20 protein-coding genes and 1 pseudogene are annotated in these 17,757 nt (G+C 64.6%); 18 read left to right on the top strand and 3 right to left on the bottom strand.

Annotation, left to right across the window (positions count from 1 at the left end; all coding sequences use genetic code 11):
• Complete coding sequence (gene mnmH / locus ACEWPL_RS10100) at positions 1-1,068, top strand: tRNA 2-selenouridine(34) synthase MnmH (RefSeq protein ID WP_393934449.1); 1,068 nt, start codon at positions 1-3, stop codon at positions 1,066-1,068.
• Here mnmH and selD read toward each other — a convergent pair.
• Both selD and ACEWPL_RS10090 read right to left on the bottom strand, forming a co-directional pair.
• Positions 1,052-3,250 (bottom strand): selenide, water dikinase SelD, encoded by a 2,199-nt coding sequence (selD, locus tag ACEWPL_RS10095; protein ID WP_393934450.1) that lies wholly within the window; start codon positions 3,248-3,250, stop codon positions 1,052-1,054. The genes mnmH and selD overlap by 17 nt on opposite strands.
• Positions 3,251-3,305: 55 nt before the next feature.
• The gene (locus ACEWPL_RS10090) at positions 3,306-4,322 is read right to left on the bottom strand and encodes an NAD-dependent epimerase/dehydratase family protein (RefSeq protein WP_393934451.1); all 1,017 of its coding nucleotides are present in this window, start codon (positions 4,320-4,322) and stop codon (positions 3,306-3,308) included.
• 183 nt (positions 4,323-4,505) lie between these two features.
• On the opposite strand from ACEWPL_RS10090, the gene ACEWPL_RS10085 reads away from it, so the two are divergent.
• The 5 genes from ACEWPL_RS10085 to ACEWPL_RS10065 all read left to right on the top strand — a co-directional run bounded on the left by ACEWPL_RS10085 (position 4,506) and on the right by ACEWPL_RS10065 (position 9,823).
• Positions 4,506-5,414 (top strand): DMT family transporter, encoded by a 909-nt coding sequence (locus ACEWPL_RS10085; RefSeq protein WP_393934452.1) that lies wholly within the window; start codon positions 4,506-4,508, stop codon positions 5,412-5,414.
• 11 nt (positions 5,415-5,425) lie between these two features.
• Complete coding sequence (locus ACEWPL_RS10080; RefSeq protein WP_393934453.1) at positions 5,426-6,949, top strand: M81 family metallopeptidase; 1,524 nt, start codon at positions 5,426-5,428, stop codon at positions 6,947-6,949.
• 14 nt (positions 6,950-6,963) lie between these two features.
• The gene (gene acuI / locus ACEWPL_RS10075) at positions 6,964-7,962 is read left to right on the top strand and encodes an acryloyl-CoA reductase (RefSeq protein ID WP_393934454.1); all 999 of its coding nucleotides are present in this window, start codon (positions 6,964-6,966) and stop codon (positions 7,960-7,962) included.
• A 276-nt stretch (positions 7,963-8,238) separates the two neighbouring features.
• Positions 8,239-8,544: a hypothetical protein gene (locus tag ACEWPL_RS10070; RefSeq protein ID WP_393934455.1), complete on the top strand. Its 306-nt coding sequence runs from the start codon at positions 8,239-8,241 to the stop codon at positions 8,542-8,544.
• Complete coding sequence (locus tag ACEWPL_RS10065; protein WP_393934456.1) at positions 8,447-9,823, top strand: DNA-packaging protein; 1,377 nt, start codon at positions 8,447-8,449, stop codon at positions 9,821-9,823. Before ACEWPL_RS10070 ends, ACEWPL_RS10065 begins: the two co-directional genes overlap by 98 nt.
• A gap of 3 nt (positions 9,824-9,826) precedes the next feature.
• Here the strand turns inward: ACEWPL_RS10065 and ACEWPL_RS10060 are convergent, their stop codons facing one another.
• On the bottom strand, positions 9,827-10,429 hold the full coding sequence (locus ACEWPL_RS10060) for a dimethylsulfonioproprionate lyase family protein (protein ID WP_393934457.1): 603 nt from the start codon (positions 10,427-10,429) through the stop codon (positions 9,827-9,829).
• 198 nt (positions 10,430-10,627) lie between these two features.
• On the opposite strand from ACEWPL_RS10060, the gene ACEWPL_RS10055 reads away from it, so the two are divergent.
• The 12 genes and pseudogenes from ACEWPL_RS10055 to ACEWPL_RS10000 form a co-directional block, all read left to right on the top strand.
• Complete coding sequence (locus tag ACEWPL_RS10055) at positions 10,628-11,827, top strand: phage portal protein (protein WP_393934458.1); 1,200 nt, start codon at positions 10,628-10,630, stop codon at positions 11,825-11,827.
• Positions 11,820-12,059, top strand: coding sequence for a GTA head formation protein, RCAP_rcc01685 family (locus tag ACEWPL_RS10050; RefSeq protein WP_393934459.1), 240 nt, complete (start codon positions 11,820-11,822; stop codon positions 12,057-12,059). The genes ACEWPL_RS10055 and ACEWPL_RS10050 overlap by 8 nt, the downstream gene beginning before the upstream one ends.
• 22 nt (positions 12,060-12,081) lie before the next feature.
• Positions 12,082-12,633 carry an HK97 family phage prohead protease gene (locus tag ACEWPL_RS10045; protein WP_393934460.1) on the top strand — a complete coding sequence of 184 codons (552 nt, stop codon included), beginning with the start codon at positions 12,082-12,084 and terminating at the stop codon, positions 12,631-12,633.
• 34 nt (positions 12,634-12,667) lie between these two features.
• Positions 12,668-13,858 (top strand): phage major capsid protein, encoded by a 1,191-nt coding sequence (locus ACEWPL_RS10040; protein WP_393934461.1) that lies wholly within the window; start codon positions 12,668-12,670, stop codon positions 13,856-13,858.
• Between the two features lie 154 nt (positions 13,859-14,012).
• Positions 14,013-14,612 carry a head-tail connector protein gene (locus ACEWPL_RS10035; RefSeq protein WP_393934462.1) on the top strand — a complete coding sequence of 200 codons (600 nt, stop codon included), beginning with the start codon at positions 14,013-14,015 and terminating at the stop codon, positions 14,610-14,612.
• Positions 14,612-14,950, top strand: a complete 339-nt coding sequence (locus ACEWPL_RS10030) for a head-tail adaptor protein (protein WP_393934463.1) — start codon at positions 14,612-14,614, stop codon at positions 14,948-14,950. The genes ACEWPL_RS10035 and ACEWPL_RS10030 overlap by 1 nt, the downstream gene beginning before the upstream one ends.
• Positions 14,947-15,354, top strand: coding sequence for a DUF3168 domain-containing protein (locus tag ACEWPL_RS10025; RefSeq protein WP_393934464.1), 408 nt, complete (start codon positions 14,947-14,949; stop codon positions 15,352-15,354). Before ACEWPL_RS10030 ends, ACEWPL_RS10025 begins: the two co-directional genes overlap by 4 nt.
• Positions 15,355-15,490: 136 nt before the next feature.
• Positions 15,491-15,904, top strand: coding sequence for a phage major tail protein, TP901-1 family (locus tag ACEWPL_RS10020; RefSeq protein WP_393934465.1), 414 nt, complete (start codon positions 15,491-15,493; stop codon positions 15,902-15,904).
• 1 nt (position 15,905) lies between these two features.
• Positions 15,906-16,226 carry a gene transfer agent family protein gene (locus ACEWPL_RS10015; RefSeq protein WP_393934466.1) on the top strand — a complete coding sequence of 107 codons (321 nt, stop codon included), beginning with the start codon at positions 15,906-15,908 and terminating at the stop codon, positions 16,224-16,226.
• Complete coding sequence (locus tag ACEWPL_RS10010; RefSeq protein ID WP_393934467.1) at positions 16,223-16,426, top strand: rcc01693 family protein; 204 nt, start codon at positions 16,223-16,225, stop codon at positions 16,424-16,426. The genes ACEWPL_RS10015 and ACEWPL_RS10010 overlap by 4 nt, the downstream gene beginning before the upstream one ends.
• Complete coding sequence (locus ACEWPL_RS10005) at positions 16,419-17,081, top strand: phage tail tape measure protein (protein ID WP_393934468.1); 663 nt, start codon at positions 16,419-16,421, stop codon at positions 17,079-17,081. The genes ACEWPL_RS10010 and ACEWPL_RS10005 overlap by 8 nt, the downstream gene beginning before the upstream one ends.
• A 12-nt stretch (positions 17,082-17,093) precedes the next feature.
• Positions 17,094-17,588, top strand: a pseudogene (locus tag ACEWPL_RS10000) (phage distal tail protein, Rcc01695 family); the annotation flags it as partial.
• Positions 17,589-17,757: the final 169 nt, after the last annotated feature.

The raw sequence follows: 17,757 nt of genomic DNA, 5'->3' as shown, positions 1-17,757 counted from the left end.
ATGAAGCTGACGTTGACCCATATCGGCCAATTGGCCGACCTGCCCTGCGATACGTTGATCGACGCGCGCTCGCCCTCGGAATTTGCCGAGGACCATCTGCCGGGGGCAATCAATCTGCCCAGCCTGAGTGACGCCGAACGCGCCGAAGTCGGCACGATCTATGTGCAGGACGATCGCTTCAAGGCGCGGCGCATCGGTGCGGCGATGGTTGCGCGCAATGTCGCGGCACATCTGGAGGGGCCGCTGTCAGAGCATGACGGCAGCTGGCAACCCTTGGTCTATTGCTGGCGCGGGGGCCAGCGATCCGGCTCTTTCGCGTCGATTCTGGAGCAGATCGGATGGCGGGTTCGCCTACTGGATGGCGGCTATCGCGCCTATCGGCGGCTGGTTGTGCAGATGCTCTATGATGCGCCATTGGATCTGCTGCCTGTGCTGCTGGATGGCAATACGGGCACGGCCAAGACGCGGCTGCTGGAACTATTGGAAGCAGAAGGGGTGCAGGTGATCGACCTTGAAGGGTTGGCCAATCATCGCGGTTCGGCTCTTGGCGCGCGGGACGGCGGGCAGCCAACCCAAAAGCTGTTTGAAGGGCGGCTGGCGCAGAAGATCGCGGCGCTCGATCCCGAAAAACCTGTGGTGATCGAGGCGGAATCGCACAAGGTGGGCACACGCATCGTGCCGCCCAGCCTGTGGACAGCGATGAAGACCGCGCCTGCTGTGCGCGTCACTGCCCCGGTGGCCGAGCGGGCACGGTATCTGGCCGATGCTTATGGCGATATGACCGACAAACCCGATGAGTTGAGTGCCAGCCTTGATCTGCTGCGCCCGCTGCGCGGGAATGAGGCGGTGGATCACTGGCAGAGCATGGTCGCCTCGCGGGAGTTTACCGAACTGGCCGAGGAGTTGATTCGCCAGCATTATGACCCCGGCTATGAGCGGGCCCGCGTGCGGCATGACATGGTGCAGCCGCACAGGGTGGATCTGGCAGCGCTGGACGATAAGGCTTTGCGTGCCAGCCTACCGGATGTGATGGCCGCGATCGAGGCCGCCGCTACTGGCCAAGGGTGATGCCGGGGGGTGTGTCCGTGATGATGCCGATATCCGTCGCGAGTGCGCCCATGCGATGAAGCTGGTTGAGAGCGGTATGTGCCTCATCTGGCGACAACGCGGCAAGAAAGCCTCCGGCAGTTTGCGGATCGAAAAGGATCTCACTGACGGGATCATCACCTAGACCATGGATGAATGGGCTTGCATACGCTCTGTTTGCAGAGTGAAGCGACGATCTGTGCCCCGCCTGTAGAAGCACCTGCGCGCCCTTCAATAGCGGAACCAACGCCGGATCGATCTGCGCGCCACAGCCGCTGGCCCGGCAGATCGCCAATAGGTGCCCGGCAAGGCCGAAACCCGTCACGTCAGTCATCGCATGGGCCTGCATCAGACACTGTACCGCGTCTTGTGGGTTGGACGCCATGTGATCGAGCGCGCCGCGCACGACATCGGCATCGGCGGCCCCGGCCATGTCGGCGGCAAAGATAACGCCGGTGCCCAGCGCGCCGAGCAGGATGAGGCGGTCACCCGGCTGCGCGCCACCGACGCCGATCGGCGCGCGGCCCTCGTCCATTAAGCCGGTCACGGTGTAGCCGATGGTCAGTTCCGCCCCTTGGGTGGTGTGGCCACCAATCACCTCTGCGCCCGCCTCGGCCATGATGGCGTGAGTGGCTTCCATGATCTCGGACAGGGTGCGAGCCTGAAGCGGGCCGCTCATCCGGGGCAGGACGAGGTTGACCAGCGCGGCCTGAGGCGCAGCCCCCATGGCCCAGACATCGCCCAGCGCATGAATGGCGGCAATGCGCGCCATGAGGTACGGATCCGCCGTGAAGGCGCGCAGATGGTCGGTGGTGAGCACCTGGGTCCGCCCGCCGATACGCAGTGCGCCTGCGTCGTCACCGGGGCGGATCAGCACATCATCGCGCAAGCCGGTGCGCGCGGTCGTTAGGGCCGTTTGCAGCGCGTCAAAACCGACCTTGGCGCCGCACCCGCCGCAGATCATCGGGTGATCCGTCATCTCCTTTGCCGCGCCCTGGGCCATCTCAGACGGAAGTCTGTCGGTGGCCATGCGGGGCAGATCGCGGAACTTTTGCATGAACTTCTGGTCGATATGGTCTTTCCACTGCCAGAGGCCCGGCAGGCGCAGGCCAAAGCTGCCGCGATCCGCTACAGCGGCCTTCTTGCCCAGAGACACCAGTTTGAGATACTGTTTTTGCGGCTCGAAAATGCGGTATCGGGACGATCCCATCACGGCAGCGCGCAGGTTGTCATGAAGGACAGGCGCGGCGCGCACGGCATAGACCCCGGCCTTGGGGCGCGGGGCGTGGGCCAAGTGGGCGCAGTCTCCGGCGGCGAAGATGGCTGGGTCCGTGGTGCTGCGCAGCTGCGCATCAACCGTGATGAAACCGCCCGTCAGATGCAGCCCAGTTTCGGCCAGCCAAGGCCAGGGGCGCGCACCGACAGCAGCGACCGACAGCGCAGAAGGCAGCGCTGTGCCGTTTGCCAGCAAGACGTGGTCTGCGGTGAGCTCGCTGACCTCGGCATTCTCGATCAAGGCAATCCGCCGGACCGCCATCTGCGCGCGCAGGATGCCGGCCGTGCGGCCGGCAACACCTGTAAGGGCCGTGCCGGTGTCGATGACGTGCAGTCGTGGCTCGGAGGATATCCCGGACAGCCGATGATGCATTGCCAGGGCCAGCTCGACCCCCGCGACACCACCGCCCAGAACGGCGCAATCGGGCGGGATAGTGCCTGATGCGACGTCCGAGACGAACTGCTGCCAGCGATCCGCGAAGGGGCCAAGCGGTTTGGCCGCGATGCCGTGCGCTTCAAAGCCGTTCAACGTTATGGGCGCAGAGCTGATGCCGATGTCGATCGACAGCGCGTCATAGGCGACGTCCGGTCTGCCCGCTACCTGCACGCGGCGCGCGGCGCGATCAATGCCGCTGGCCCGCCCGACGATCAGCCGTGCGCCGGCAAAGCGTGCGAGGCGGCCAAGGTCGATATCCAGCGCATCGCGCGAGTAATGCCCTGCGATATGGCCGGGCAGCATTCCGGTATAGGGCGCCTTGGGGTTCGGATCGATCAGGGTCAGGCGCGCACCCGGCAAGGGGTTCATGCCCCATTTGCGCAGCACGAGGGCGTGGGCGTGGCCGCCGCCGATCAGAACGAGGTCACGGGTGAGGGGGTAATCGTTGTTCATGGTCCTCAGGGAGTGCCGCAAAACCGGCAGGTTGTCGAGGCGGGCTGCGCTGCGATCACGCGGGTTTGTGATAGGTGCGATACCAGTCGATGAATTCGCTGATCCCGTCGGCGACAGGCGTGTTCGGGCGATACCCGGTCAACGATTCCAGCAGGGAGGAATCGGCCCATGTGCCGGGAACATCGCCCTTCTGCATCTCCATCATGTTCTTCTTCATCTCGAATCCCAGCTTGGCCTCGATGGCAGCGATGAAGTCCATCAGCTCAACCCTCTCACCATTGCCTATATTGACGACGCGGTATGGCGCGGCGGCGCTTAGGCTGTCTCCGGGCACGATATCCTCGGGGCTGTCCGGCTGCACCGGGGGCGTGTCGATCAGAAGACGGATGCCGCGCACCAGATCGCCGACATAGGTGAAGTCGCGGGCCATGCGACCGTGATTGTAGACGTCGATCGCCTCGCCATCCAGCGCGGCGCGCACGAACTTGTAGAGCGCGAGGTCGGGCCGGCCCCAGGGACCGTAGACCGTGAAAAAGCGGAACATCGTCGTCGGGATCTTCCACAGATGGGCGTAGGAATGGGCCATATGTTCGTTCGCGCGCTTGGTCGCGGCGTAGAGGGTGAGGGGCATCTCGGCGCGCTGCACCTCGTTGAAGGGCATGTCGGTATTGGCGCCATAGACGGATGAGGTGGAGGCCATCAGAAGATGCGCCGGGGGCCGTTCACGCGCGCATTCCATCAGGTTGAACGTGCCCTCGATATTGGCCGAGATATAGCTGCGCGGGTTTTCGAGACTATAGCGTACACCAGCCTGTCCGGCGAGGTGGACGATGGCATCGGGCGCTGCCTCGGCCACGCAGCGTTGGAGCAGGTCCATATCCTCGAGCATGCCCTCATGTGCGGTAAAGCCGGGCGTTTGCAGCAGCATCTGGTGGCGGCGATGTTTGAGCGCGACATCGTAGTAATCGGTCATGCCGTCATAGCCGACGACGCGAAACCCCTCGTCGAGAAGATGCGTGGCAAGGTGGTAGCCGATGAACCCGGCGGTTCCGGTGACGAAAATGGTGCGCAACGGTCTGTTCCTGTCTTGCCTGCCCGATTGGATCCGTGCCGATGGTCTATGCCAGTTTGGCGCGCAAAGTCACGGCGGAATATGCAGGGCGGGTTTGTGATGGAAACCGGGGCCGAGTTGTGGAACGGTCGCCCGCGTGGTGGCGGGCGCTCTGGCTCATGCGGCCCGATCAGGAGTTTCGCAGTGGAGCAGCGGCTGACGCCCTTTACATTGGCCATGGTGGCGCTGGTCGGCATCCTGTGGGGGCTGAACTGGCCCGCGGTCAAGTTCATGCTGCGGGAGGTGCCGCCCTTCACCCTGCGCGCCACGGGATTCACCGGCGGCACGGTCGTGCTTTTCTGCATCGTCAAGGCGCTGGGCCAGCGGCTGCGGCCCGCGCCGAAGGAGGCGGGCGCGATTGCGGTTGCGGGCCTTTTTGTGGTGTTCGGATTCAACATCACGACGGCGCTGGGCCAGACCCTGACCGAGGCATCGCGCGCGGCGATCATCGCCTACACGATGCCTGCGATGACGGCGGTGCTGGCCGCGATTTTCCTGAAGCAGCATCTGAGTGCGCGGCATATCGCGGCGGTGCTGATCGGGATGGCGGGTCTTGCCGTGCTGGCATCGGTGGATTTCGCGGCGTTGGTGGCCGCACCTGCCGGGGCGCTGCTGATGCTGGCGGCGGCGCTATCGTGGTCCATCGGCAATGTTCTGGTGCAGGCGCGCGCCTGGTCGCTGACTCCCTTGGCGCTGACTTTCTGGTTTTTTGCTGTCTCCACTGCGCTGGCCTGGCCGCTGGCCCTTCGGTTGGAGCCGATCGGGACCGTGTCATGGCCCAGCGCCGCCACATGGCTGGTTTTCGCGTTTCACGTCGCAGGGCCGATGGTCACCTGCTACTTCCTGTGGAGCGTCCTTTTGCGCCGATTGCCGGCGGCTGTTGCGGCAATCTCGATTCTGACAGCGCCGACGGTGGGGGTCCTTTCGGCGGTCGTCCTGCTGGGTGAGCCGCTGAGCTGGCAAAAGATCGTCGCGCTGGGCTTGATCGTTCTGTCGATCGGGATCACCCTACTGGGACGCTCGCAACGCCCTGCCGAGGCTGACGCGACCTGAAGGAGAGACTGATGCGCATCATTGCGGCCCGCTTCAATCACGAAACGAACACGTTTTCACCCGTTCCGACCCCGCTGGAGGATTTCGGCGCGCTGCATGAGGATGAGGCGCTGGAATTCGGCAAGGGCTCGGCGACGGCCTTTGGTGCGTTCATTGACTATGCGCTGGAGAAGGGCGCCGAATTGGCCACACCGCTTTGCGCGACGGCCAATCCCAGCGGGCCTGCCACTGGTGACGTGTTCGAGGCGCTGGCCGCGCCGATCATCGAGGCGGCGAAGGTCGGCTGCGATGCGATCTTGCTGGATTTGCATGGCGCGATGGTGGCGGAAGGGATCGACGACTGCGAGGGCGAGCTGCTGGCGCGGCTGCGCGATGTTGCGCCAGATGTGCCGATTGGCGTGGCGCTGGACCTGCATGGCAATATCACCGCGCGGCTGATCGCAATGTGTGACTGTATCGCGGGATTCAAGACCTATCCGCATATCGACATGCGCGAGACGGGTGCGCATGTGGTGCGCATGATGGACGCCATTCTGACCGGTGCGCCGCGCCCGGCGATGGCAATGATACATCCCCCTATTCTGGCGCAGACCCTGAAGATGAACACCGAGGTGCCGGGCATCATGACCGATCTCATCGCCGCTGCCCGCTTGGCGGAGGCGCGGGAGGGCGTGCAGGCGGTGACGATCTTTGGCGGGTTTCCCCTTTCAGATATCGCGGATGCGGGTGTGTCGGTTGTCGTTGTGGCGGATACCCCTGCGCTGGCGCGGGAGGTGGCGCAGGACCTGGCCGGGGCGGCATGGCGCGGGCGCGAAGGGTTTGTCTACCGCGAAGAGCCTCTGGATTCGTCTCTGGCCCAGGCGCGGCAGGCGGCGGATGGCCCCGGAGACGGGCCTGTCCTGCTGCTGGACCATGGTGACAACTGCATGTCGGGCGGCACCTGCGATACCATAGACGTGCTACGGGCGGCCATGGCGGCGGGCATGACGGGCATCGTTGCCGGGCCGATTTGCGACCCGGATGTCGTGGCCCAGATGACGCGCGCCGGGGAGGGTGCCGAGGTCACGGTAGAGTTGGGAAACAAGGTGCCGCTGCCCGGGTTTCCGCCCAATACGCCCCTTACGCTGAGCGGAACCGTCTCGTTCATCGGGCAAGGGCGCTATGTTGTCAGCGGGCCGATCTATACCGGACAGACCTGCGATATGGGGCGGGCCGCCGTGCTGGAGGTGGAGGGCACCACCGTGCTGGTGACCGAGCGTCCGCACGAGCCCTGGGATCTGGGCGTGTTCACCTGTGCGGGTGTTGATCCTGTCGCCGCGCGCTACCTCATTCTCAAATCGCGGATGTATTGCCGCCCGGTTTTCGAGCCGCTGTCGCGCGCGGTGGTGGAATGCGCGAGTGCGGGCATCACCAGTTCGAACCTCGGGCTGTTCGATTTCAAGAAGGTCGCGCGGCCTATTTATCCGATGGACTCCGAGATGGCGTGGGCGTCGGGCGAAACAAAAACGTCGGGCCTAGGCCCGATCAGACCCTGAAAAGGAGACTTGAGATGACATTCAACGCATTGCTCGTGACGAAGGACGAGGAGACCGGCAAGACCAGCGCCGCCGTGACCGAAATCTCGGAAAGCGATCTGCCGCATGGCGAGGTGACGGTGGCGGTCGAGTATTCGACGGTCAACTACAAGGACGGGCTTTGCATCGGGCCGGGCGGTGGCCTGGTGCGGAATTACCCCCATGTGCCGGGGATCGACTTTGCCGGGACCGTCGAGGCCTCGGACGATGACCGCTACAAGCCCGGCGACAAGGTCGTTCTGACCGGCTGGCGAGTGGGCGAGGCGCATTGGGGCGGTTATGCACAAAAGGCCCGTGTGAAGGCTGACTGGCTGGTGCCACTGCCCGAGGGTCTGGACGCGCGGCAGGCCATGGCCGTGGGCACGGCGGGCTTTACCGCGATGCTGGCGATCATGGCGCTGGAGGATGCAGGTCTGAAACCCGGGACCGGGCCGGTTCTGGTGACCGGCGCTGCGGGCGGCGTCGGCAGCGTGGCCGTCGCGATCCTGGCCAAGCTGGGCTATGAGGTGGCCGCGGTGACAGGACGGCCAGAGACGGGCGACTACCTGAAAGACCTTGGAGCGACGCAGATCGTACCGCGCGACGATCTGACCGAGGTGACCAAGAAGCCGCTGGAGGCCGAGCAGTGGGCCGGCTGCATTGACGCCGTCGCTGGCGCGATGCTGGGCCGGGTGCTGAAACAGATGAAATACGGCTCGTCCGTGGCGGCCATTGGGCTGGCGGGCGGCGCGCAGATCGAGGGTGCGATGATCACGCCGTTCATCCTGCGGGGGGTGAACCTTCTGGGGATCGACTCGGTCATGCAGCCCTATGCGCGCCGGGTGGAGGCGTGGAAGCGCATCGCATCCGATCTGCCGATGCAGAAGCTGGAAGAGATGGTGCAGCCCGCGACGCTGAGCGATCTGCCAAAGTTGGGAGCCGACATCCTGAAGGGCCAGGTCAAGGGCCGTATCGTGGTCGATGTGAACGCCTGAGCGGGTGACGCAGGAGTGCGCCGCGCCACCTCCCGATCTTAACAAAATGTAAATATATCGGGCGGTTAGGGATGCCCTACCGCCCGATTTCATTTGACTCAGCGCACGGTCTCGCTTATAGGTTGTGACATGCTGGAAGAGGTGGGCAAGCGGCCCCGGGGGTAACTCCCCGGTGGTCGCTTTTTCATTTTGCGCGGGCGGTGGGGCAAGCAACGCAATCGCATGAGGCAGTGATCACGAATGAGTTTGATAACACCCAAGGAGGGCCCTTCGGCCTTGAGCGCGACTGTCACCACTCTGGAGCGGCAGTTGCGCGGCATGTGTGAGGATCTGGAGGCGCTGTCAGACAGAGTCCGGGCAGAAGACTTTGAAGATATCAAGAACCGCAGCCGCATTCTGGGCGACATCCGGCAATGGCTGAAACTGGCAATCGAAGCGGAGACACAACTTGAGCAACGCAAGAAGAAAGAGCAAGGGATCGTCAATGGATACGCCCTCGACATGGACGCCGCACGGGATTCGATCGGGTGCCGTCTGGATCGCCTCAGAAGGGCCGGATGTCCGGGACGCTTTCCTCGATGAGCTGACCGAGGGCGAGCTGCTGGCGCTGCCCTATCTCTTTGAGTTCTGGGCGATGGATCATCAGCTACCCCCCGAGGGGGACTGGCGATCCTGGGTCATCATGGGCGGTCGTGGCGCGGGGAAAACCCGCGCCGGGGCCGAGTGGGTGCGCAGCATGGTCGAAGGCTCGGCCCCGCTGGATAATGGGGTCTGCCGGAGGTTGGCCCTGGTGGGCGAGACCGTGGCGCAGGTTCGGGACGTTATGGTCTTTGGCGAGAGCGGGATACTGGCCTGCTCTCCGCCGGATCGGCGGCCAGAATGGCAAGCGACTAAGGCGCGGCTCGTCTGGCCAAATGGCGCCATCGCGCAAGTGTTTTCCGCGCATGAGCCCGAGGGTTTGCGCGGGCCGCAATTCGATGGCGCCTGGGTCGATGAGATGGCCAAGTGGAAGAGGGCTCAGGAGACATGGGACATGCTGCAATTCGCCTTGCGGCTGGGCGAGCGGCCGCGCGTTTGCGTGACAACCACGCCGCGCAATGTCGGGGTGCTGAAGGAGCTGCTCAAGGCACCCTCGACCATCGTGACCAGTGCACCGACCGAGGCGAACAAGGCGTTTCTGGCCGAGAGCTTCCTAGAGGAAGTGCGCACGCGCTATGCGGGCACGAGGCTGGGGCGGCAGGAGCTGGATGGCATCCTGATGGAGGATGCCGAAGGGGCGCTCTGGACGACCTCGGCGCTTGAGGCGCTGCGGGTCGAGCTTGCGCCCGAGATGGATAGGATCGTGGTTGCGGTCGATCCGCCTGTAACCGGTGGCCCCAAGGCCGATGAGTGCGGCATCGTCGTGGTGGGTGCCGTGACGCGCGGGCCGGTTCAGGATTGGCGTGCCTATGTTTTGGCCGATGAGAGCGTGACCGCGGCAAGTCCTGCCGCTTGGGCGGCGGCTGCGGTGCGCGCGATGCAAAGCTGGGGCGCCGAGCGGCTGGTGGCGGAGGTCAATCAAGGGGGCGAATTGGTGTCCGAAGTTATCAGGCAGATCGACCCTATGGTGCCGATCAGAGCCGTTCATGCGTCACGCGGAAAGGTCGCGCGGGCCGAGCCGATCGCGGCGCTCTACGAGCAGGGGCGCGTGCACCATCTGCGCGGCCTCGGGGAGCTGGAGGATCAGATGTGCGCCATGACGGTGCAGGGCTATGAGGGCAAGGGAAGCCCCGACCGGGTCGATGCCTTAGTCTGGGCCTTGCACGAGCTGATGATCGAACCGGCTGCGAAATGGCGCCATCCGCGGGTGCGGGTGGTGTGACGTCTAACCGCCATGTGGCGCGGCCCACAGAGCCCAAAAGGCGAAGAGTGGCGCCGCGCCGGACCGCATGGCGTGCAGGATACCCGGCGGATTGTAGAGCGTGCCTCCGATCCCCGGTGTGAACCAATTCCCCTCGCCCTGCATGAAGTCGCCTGGGCTGAGGACGAGATATGTCTCCTCCGGCGGGTGGTCATGGTCCGGATAGCGGATATTCGGCGCAACCAGCGAGACCCCCAGCCAAACATCGCTACGCCGCTCGACCCCGCCGGGTCCGATGATTATCGCGTTGGCGTGATTGCCCGGAAAATCTGCGCTGGCGTTTGTGCAGTCGCCTGTACGGGACCGCCATGTAAGCGATGGCTCGAGCTCGGTGAACGTCTGCAAAAGGGTCTTTAGCGCGGGATCAGAGACGTTTTTCGGATTGGTTGCCGCCTCCAGGTGCTTACAGGCCGGAAGGCGCGTGCCGGGCCCTTCGGACGGCGTACCCGGCGTCTCAAGGGCGCTGAAGATGCGGGCGATGGACGCCGCTCCTCCTGGATCCTCGACGCGGCTGGAAAAGGCGGTCTGGGCCGCGTGCAGGAATGTTTGCAGGGATTCGGATCGCATAGGTCATGCCTCCTTTGGGCCGAGCGTATCTGCGCACCGGACACGGCGCCAGTGTTTGCAGGGCCTTCGCCGCCCGGGAGGGCGCAGCGCACGGTCTCGTTCAGTTTTCTTAAACCTTTAAGACAATGATGCCTTCAACAGCGGATGAAAGGCCACGGCGCCTTTGGACGCTTTGAGCAGACCAAGGAGAAGCGGCAGATGATCATGGACTTCTTTCGGCAAGGCGCGGCGCAACAGCCGCCCAGCGCGCCCGAAGCCAAGGCAAGCGCGGCGGGCCGCGTGGCGGCCTGGCACGGATCGAACCGCGTGGCATGGAGCGCGCGGGACACCGGCACGCTGACGCGTCAGGGCTTTGCCGCCAATCCTGTCGGCTTTCGCTGTGTCAAGATGATTGCTGAGGCGGCGGCGTCGCTGCCTCTCGTGCTGCAAGATGCCGAGCAGCGCTATGCCGTGCATCCGATGCTGTCGCTAATGCGCAGCCCCAACCCGGCGCAGGGTCGTGCCGAGCTGCTTGAGGCGCTTTACGGTCAGCTGCTGCTGACCGGCAACGCCTATGTCGAGGCGGTTGGCGATACAGAGGGCGCGCCGGTCGAGCTGCATGTGCTGCGCTCGGACCGGATGAGCGTGGTGCCGGGCAATGATGGTTGGCCAGTGGCGTATGAATATGCGGTGGCGGGGCGCAAGCATCGTTTTGATGTGAGCCAAGGCCATCCTGCCGTCTGCCACATCAAGAGCTTTCACCCACAAGACGATCACTACGGCCTGTCGCCCATGCAGGCGGCAGCGCAGGCGGTGGATGTGCATAATTCGGCCTCCCGCTGGTCCAAGGCGCTCCTCGACAATGCCGCGCGGCCGTCGGGGGCGATTGTCTATCGCGGGGCCGAGGGTCAGAGCGCGCTGAGCAACGATCAGTATCAGCGCCTGGTGGACGAGATGGAAAGCCATCATCAAGGCGCGCGCAATGCGGGACGGCCGATGCTGCTGGAAGGCGGCCTCGATTGGAAGCCGATGGGGTTCTCGCCCTCGGACATGGAATTCCAAAAGACCAAGGAAAGCGCGGCGCGCGAGATCGCGCTGGCCTTCGGGGTGCCGCCCATGCTGCTGGGGGTGCCGGGGGATGCGACCTATTCGAACTACCAAGAGGCCAATCGCGCGTTCTTTCGCTTGACGGTCTTACCGCTGGCCAGCCGCGTCGCGGCGAGCCTGTCGGACTGGCTGAGCGGTTTCGACGGCAGCATGCTGGAGCTCAAGCCGGATCTGGACCAGGTGCCGGCGCTGGCGGCCGAGCGCGATGCGCAATGGGCGCGGGTCGCGGGTGCCGATTTCCTGACGGATGCCGAAAAGCGCAGCCTGCTGGGTCTGCCCGCACTGCCCGAGCAGGGAGGTGCCGATGGATGAGGAGCGCAGAGCTGAACGCTACGGCTTTGAGGCGTTCGACTGTGCGCCCGCGCTGCGGCTGGAGGCGAACGAACGGGTCGCCGTGCTGAAGTTTCAGGCCATCGCAGAGCGCCAGAAGAAGCTGGAAGAAGCGATGGAACGGCTGGAGCGGCGGCTGTGGTTGGCGGTTTACGGGATCGCGGGGGCGATCGTGGCGCAGGCGCTGCAGCCGCTGCTGGTGGCACTGCCGTGAGGATCATTGAAGGATGAGGTTTATGGATATCGATACGGGGCTGGAGCGCAAATTCGCGCAATTCGATGCCGATCTGACCGTCAAGGATGGTGTCGGAATCGAGGGATATGCCAGCTACTTTGGCGACGTGGATCAGGGCGGCGACGTGGTAGTGCAGGGCGCTTATGCCAAATCGCTGGCGCGCCTTGGGGTCGAACGGCGTCAGGTCAAGATGCTGTGGCAACACGACTCTGCGCAGCCCATTGGCATCTGGGACGAGGTGCGCGAGGACAAGCGTGGCCTCTACGTCAAGGGTCGTCTGCTGGAGGCCGTCGGACGCGGGCGCGAGGCTGCTGCGCTGATCGGGGCGGGCGCGATTGACGGGCTGAGCATCGGCTATCGCACGGTGCGCGCGTCCAAGAATGAGAAGGGCCAGAGGCTCTTGCAGGAACTGGAGCTGTGGGAGGTGTCGCTGGTGACCTTCCCCATGCTTCCCAGTGCACGAATCGGCGCCAAGGGCGACGCCTTGAGCGGTGATTTGTGCGAGTTGGCGGCTGTCTTTGAGGACGCGCGCCGGGAATTGGCGCGCCTCTAGCGCCGAGACGAGCGGAAAACAAAAGGATCAGGTGATGAATGAAACCGGGATTTCCGGTGCCGGGAAAGGTGCGTCCGAGGGGCATGCACCGGTGGCCGAAGTGAAGACCGCCGTGGCGGGCTTTGTCCAGGAGTTGAAGGGCTTTCAGTCCGACATCGAAGAACGACTGCAACAACAAGAAGAGAAAATGACCATGATGGAACGTAAATCCTTTGTGCCTGCACGCCCCGTTCTCGCGGTTGGCAATGACGGCCCTGCCCAGCACCAGAAGGCATTCAACGCCTATCTGCGCTCGGGCGACGATGACGGGCTGCGCGGGCTGGAGCTGGAAGGCAAGGCGCTGGGCACCTCGATTGCTGGTGATGGCGGCTATCTGGTGGATCCACAAACCGCCAGCACGATCAAGTCGACGCTGAGTACGACGGCCTCCATCCGCGCGATTGCCAATGTCGTGGCCGTCGAGGCGACCAGCTTTGACGTGCTGATCGACCATGGCGATGTCGGCCATGGCTGGGCCACCGAGACGGCGGGCGTGACCGAGACGGTGACACCCGGCATCGACCGTATCACCATCCCGCTGCACGAGCTCAGCGCGCTGCCGAAAGCGTCGCAGCGTCTGCTGGATGACAGCGCGTTCGACATCAAGGGTTGGCTGGCTGGCCGCATCGCTGACAAGTTCGCCCGCGCCGAGGCGGCTGCCTTTGTCATGGGCAATGGTGTGGACAAGCCCACCGGCTTTCTGACCAAACCCGCCGTCGATAACGAAGTCTGGACCTGGGGCAACCTTGGTTATGTGCCCACAGGTGCGGATGGCGAGTTCGACGGGGCCGATGCGGTGGTCGATCTGGTCTATGCGCTGGGCGCCGAATACCGCGCCAATGCGAGCTTCGTCATGAACTCCAAGACTGCCGGCACGCTGCGCAAGATGAAGGATGCCGATGGCCGCTTCCTTTGGTCGGATGGTCTGGCGGCGGGCGAACCTGCGCGCCTTCTGGGCTACCGCGTGTTGATCGCCGAGGACATGCCTGACATGGCCTCGGGGTCGATGTCTGTCGCCTTCGGTGATTTCGGTGCGGGCTACACCGTTGCCGAGCGCCCGGACCTGCGCGTTTTGCGCGATCCCTTCAGCGCCAAGCCGCATGTCCTCTTCTATGCGACCAAGCGCGTGGGCGGCGATGTCAGCGACTACGCGGCAATCAAGCTGCTGAAATTCGCGACCTCTTAAAATAGGCGCGGATCGGGCGGGGGAAACTGCCCCCGTCCGGGGCGCGCGCTGCCCATGACTTGAGGCGTTGTCCAGCTGCTCCCCTCCGTCCGAGCAACGCTGGGTGGCGCGCGCCTGAACCACCGGAGGGATCCGGCACTATCGGAGTTATTCCATGATGTTGATTGAAGAAACCGCCGTGCCCGAGGCCGCCTTGCCGGTGGACCAGTTCAAGGCGCATCTGCGGCTGGGCACCGGCTTTGCCAATGACGATATTCAGGATGCGGTTTTGCAAAGCTTCCTCAGGGCGGCCATCGCATCGATCGAGGCGCGCACCGGCAAGGTTCTGATCGAGCGGGTTTTCTCGTGGGAGCTGGTGGCGTGGCGCACCGGCTATGGCCAAGCCCTGCCTGTGGCGCCGGTGAAGGCGATCGAGGAGGTCGTGCTGCGCCACATGTCCGGCAGCGAAGAGATCGCCGATCCGGCGCATTACCGGCTGGAGCGCGACACGCATCGCCCCCGGCTTGTGCCGCTGGGCACGGTGTTGCCTCCGGTGCCTTCGGGAGGTGCGGTGATCGTGCGGTTTCGCGCGGGCTTTGGCGCGGCGTGGGGCGATCTGCCTGCGGATCTGGGCCAGGCGGTGCTGCTGCTGGCCGCGCATTATTACGAATACCGCGCCGACACTGCGCTGGGCGGCGGGTGCATGCCGTTTGGCGTGACCAGCCTGATCGAGCGCTACCGTACTGTGCGCCTGCTGGGCGGGGGGGCCATCTGATGGCGGAGATCAAGCTGAACCGTCGGCTCGTACTGGAATCGCCCGAGCGCGCGCCGGACGGGGCGGGTGGATATGCGCAGACATGGCGGCAGGTGGGCGAGATCTGGGCCGATATCACGGCGCGCACCGGAGGAGAGGCCGTGGACGGCGAGGCCCAAATGTCTAGCACTGGCTACAGGATCACGGTCAGAGCGGCGCCCTATGGTGCGCCTTCGCGCCCAAAGCCCGAGCAGCGGCTGCGCAGTGGCGCCCGGGTCTTTCACATCACTGCGGTGACGGAGCGGGACGCACTCGGCCGCTACCTGACCTGCTATGCGACCGAGGAGGTGGCGGTATGAGCTATGGCGGATCAGCCGCGCTTCAGGCAGCGGTTTACGGGCAACTCATCGGCAACGCGGATCTGTCGGCGCTGGTCGGCGGGGCAATCTATGACGCGCCACCGGCGGGCACGCTGCCGCCCCTTTACGTGACTCTGGGCCCCGAGGATGTGCGCGACCGGTCAGACGCGACATCGGGAGGCGCATGGCACCGCTTTACCGTGTCGGTGATCAGCGATGCCGCAGGCTTCGCCGCTGCCAAGACGGCAGCGGCGGCAGTGGGCGACGCGCTGACCGATGCCGAGCTGAGCCTTGACCGCGGCCATCTGGCGGGTCTGCATTTCTACCGTGCGAGGGCCCGGCGCGATGGCGCGCTGCGGCGCATCGATCTGACCTTTAGAGCCCGTGTTTCGGACGCGGCGTAACCAGAAGCGTTTCGCGGAAACCTGAGTCACGGCATTTCGCGAGACGCGGACACCCTAAGAACGTAGCGCGCGTTTCGCCTTAATTGAGTACCTCAAGTTTAACGCGAAACGCTTTTTTCAATCGGAGACGAGACAAATGGCAGTTCAAAACGGCAAGGACCTGTTGATCAAGGTCGACCTGACCGGCGACGGCAACTTTGAATCGGTGGCGGGGCTGCGCGCGACGCGCATCAGCTTCAACGCCGAGAGCGTCGATGTGACCAGCCTCGAAAGTGCAGGCGGTTGGCGTGAACTGCTGTCGGGCGCGGGCGTCAAGTCGGCGGCGATCAGCGGCTCGGGCATTTTTCGTGACGCGGATTCGGACGAGCGGACGCGGCAGATCTTTTTCGACGGTGAGACGCCGGCATTCCAAGTGGTGATCCCCGATTTCGGCATCGTCGAGGGACCGTTTCAGGTGACCTCGATCGAGTATTCGGGAACGCATGATGGCGAGGCGACTTACGAGCTGTCGCTGGCATCCGCGGGCCGCCTGATCTTTACGGCGATCTGAGATGGCGAACCCCTGGGCAGGTGAGGTGGCACTGGTCATCGACGGCGAGCGGCGCGTGCTGAAGCTGACTTTGGGTGCGCTGGCGGAACTGGAGGCGGGCCTTGCTGTCGGATCTCTGGTGGATCTGGTCGAGCGGTTCGAGGCGGGTGCGTTTTCAACCCGTGACGTGCTGGCCCTGATCGTGGCGGGCCTGCGCGGCGGCGGCTGGCAGGGGGCCGAACGAGAGCTTGTGTCCGCCGATATCGAGGGCGGGCTGCTGGCGGCGACCCGCGCGGCGGCAGAGCTGCTGGCGCGGGCGTTCACGCTGCCCGAGGACCGATGAGCAGCTTTGACTGGCCGGGTCTGATGCAAGCGGGCTTGCGCGGCCTTGGCCTTAAGCCCGCCGAATTCTGGGCTCTGACCCCAGCCGAGCTGCGCCTGATGCTGGGCGAGGCACGGGGGGCTGCGCCCCTGGGACGCGGAGGCCTTGATGCCCTGATGCAGGCCTATCCCGATACGCGAGGAGCGAATGACAATGGATGAAAGAGAAGATTTCGGCGAACTGGACGCGCAGATCGAGGCGCTGGACGGCTCGCTGGGCGCCGCAACGGACATGGCAGCCGCCTTCAACGCCGAACTGGCGCGCGTGCGCGGCACGTTCGAGCGGACGGGGCAGGATGTAGCCACGCTGGACCGCGGGATCAGCCGGGGGCTGAGCCGGGCGATCAAGGGCGCGGTGGTGGATGGCGACAGCCTGTCGGCGTCGCTACGCACGCTTGCGACCTCGATGATCAACACCGCGTTCAACGGGGCGGTCAAGCCGGTGAGCGATCACGTGGGTGGCCTGCTGTCGAGCGGTATCGGCAATATCCTAGGTGGCCTCATGCCATTCGAGAAGGGCGGCAGCTTTGCCCAGGGGCGCGTGCAGCCCTTTGCGACGGGCGGCATCGTCAGCGGGCCGGTAACCTTTCCCATGCGAGGCGGCACCGGCCTGATGGGCGAGGCTGGGCCCGAGGCGATCATGCCGCTGGCGCGCGGGCCTGACGGCAAGCTGGGGGTGCGCGGCGGCGGAGGCGGCGGGGCAGTGAACATCGTGATGAATGTCAGCACGCCCGATTCTGAAGGCTTCCGGCGGAGCCAAGGACAGATCGCGGCGCAGCTGAGCCGGGCGATCGGACGTGGTCAGCGCAATCGGTAAGGGAGCAGGATGATGGGTTTTCACGAGGTAAGATTTCCGGCCAATCTGAGCTTTGGCTCGATCGGGGGGCCGGAGCGCATGACGGATGTCGTGACGCTGGCCAACGGTTTTGAAGAGCGCAACACGCCTTGGCAGCATTCGCGCCGCCGGTATGACGCGGGCATCGCGATGCGGGGCCTCGACGATATCGAGACGTTGATTGCGTTTTTCGAGGCGCGCCGGGGTCAGATCCACGGATTTCGCTGGAAGGACTGGGCCGATTACAAGTCCGGCGGTGCGCAGTTGGAGCCTGCATATGACGATCAGGTGATCGCCATCGGTGACGATGTGACGCCCATCTTTCAGCTAATGAAAACCTACCGATCAGGCGAGCATGAATATGCCCGCCCGATCAAGAAACCTGTGCGCGGATCCGTTCGGATTGGCCTGGGAGGAGATGAGCAGCAGGAAAGCGTTCATTACAGCGTCGACTACACGACCGGCATCGTGACCTTCATGCATCCACCCAAGGTAGTGCCCCTCGGGGTGGTGTAAGAGGCCGCGTGCGGAGCCTTTTGGCGTAGCGCAGCGCGCGGCCGGGTCTGGCGGCCACCGCGCTTCTTCGTAGTCTGAGGTTGTTCAAAGACCGATGACAACGAAGGAGAGCACGATGACCGAGACCATGATCGACCTTCCG

It is taken from the genome of Roseovarius roseus (genome assembly GCF_043355935.2).
GTDB classification, from domain to species: domain Bacteria; phylum Pseudomonadota; class Alphaproteobacteria; order Rhodobacterales; family Rhodobacteraceae; genus Roseovarius; species Roseovarius roseus.
Note: the sequence above shows the minus strand (reverse complement) of the source record. Positions and strands in the feature narration are given on the sequence as shown.

Coding starts and splice junctions, on each gene's coding strand:
- mnmH (WP_393934449.1), top strand. CDS start 1: ATGAAGCTGACGTTGACCCATATCGGCCAATTGGCCGACCTGCCCTGC.
- selD (WP_393934450.1), bottom strand. CDS start 3,250: ATGAACAACGATTACCCCCTCACCCGTGACCTCGTTCTGATCGGCGGC.
- ACEWPL_RS10080 (WP_393934453.1), top strand. CDS start 5,426: ATGCGCATCATTGCGGCCCGCTTCAATCACGAAACGAACACGTTTTCA.
- acuI (WP_393934454.1), top strand. CDS start 6,964: ATGACATTCAACGCATTGCTCGTGACGAAGGACGAGGAGACCGGCAAG.
- ACEWPL_RS10065 (WP_393934456.1), top strand. CDS start 8,447: ATGGATACGCCCTCGACATGGACGCCGCACGGGATTCGATCGGGTGCC.
- ACEWPL_RS10060 (WP_393934457.1), bottom strand. CDS start 10,429: ATGCGATCCGAATCCCTGCAAACATTCCTGCACGCGGCCCAGACCGCC.
- ACEWPL_RS10055 (WP_393934458.1), top strand. CDS start 10,628: ATGATCATGGACTTCTTTCGGCAAGGCGCGGCGCAACAGCCGCCCAGC.
- ACEWPL_RS10050 (WP_393934459.1), top strand. CDS start 11,820: ATGGATGAGGAGCGCAGAGCTGAACGCTACGGCTTTGAGGCGTTCGAC.
- ACEWPL_RS10045 (WP_393934460.1), top strand. CDS start 12,082: ATGGATATCGATACGGGGCTGGAGCGCAAATTCGCGCAATTCGATGCC.
- ACEWPL_RS10040 (WP_393934461.1), top strand. CDS start 12,668: ATGAATGAAACCGGGATTTCCGGTGCCGGGAAAGGTGCGTCCGAGGGG.
- ACEWPL_RS10035 (WP_393934462.1), top strand. CDS start 14,013: ATGATGTTGATTGAAGAAACCGCCGTGCCCGAGGCCGCCTTGCCGGTG.
- ACEWPL_RS10030 (WP_393934463.1), top strand. CDS start 14,612: ATGGCGGAGATCAAGCTGAACCGTCGGCTCGTACTGGAATCGCCCGAG.
- ACEWPL_RS10025 (WP_393934464.1), top strand. CDS start 14,947: ATGAGCTATGGCGGATCAGCCGCGCTTCAGGCAGCGGTTTACGGGCAA.
- ACEWPL_RS10020 (WP_393934465.1), top strand. CDS start 15,491: ATGGCAGTTCAAAACGGCAAGGACCTGTTGATCAAGGTCGACCTGACC.
- ACEWPL_RS10015 (WP_393934466.1), top strand. CDS start 15,906: ATGGCGAACCCCTGGGCAGGTGAGGTGGCACTGGTCATCGACGGCGAG.
- ACEWPL_RS10010 (WP_393934467.1), top strand. CDS start 16,223: ATGAGCAGCTTTGACTGGCCGGGTCTGATGCAAGCGGGCTTGCGCGGC.
- ACEWPL_RS10005 (WP_393934468.1), top strand. CDS start 16,419: ATGGATGAAAGAGAAGATTTCGGCGAACTGGACGCGCAGATCGAGGCG.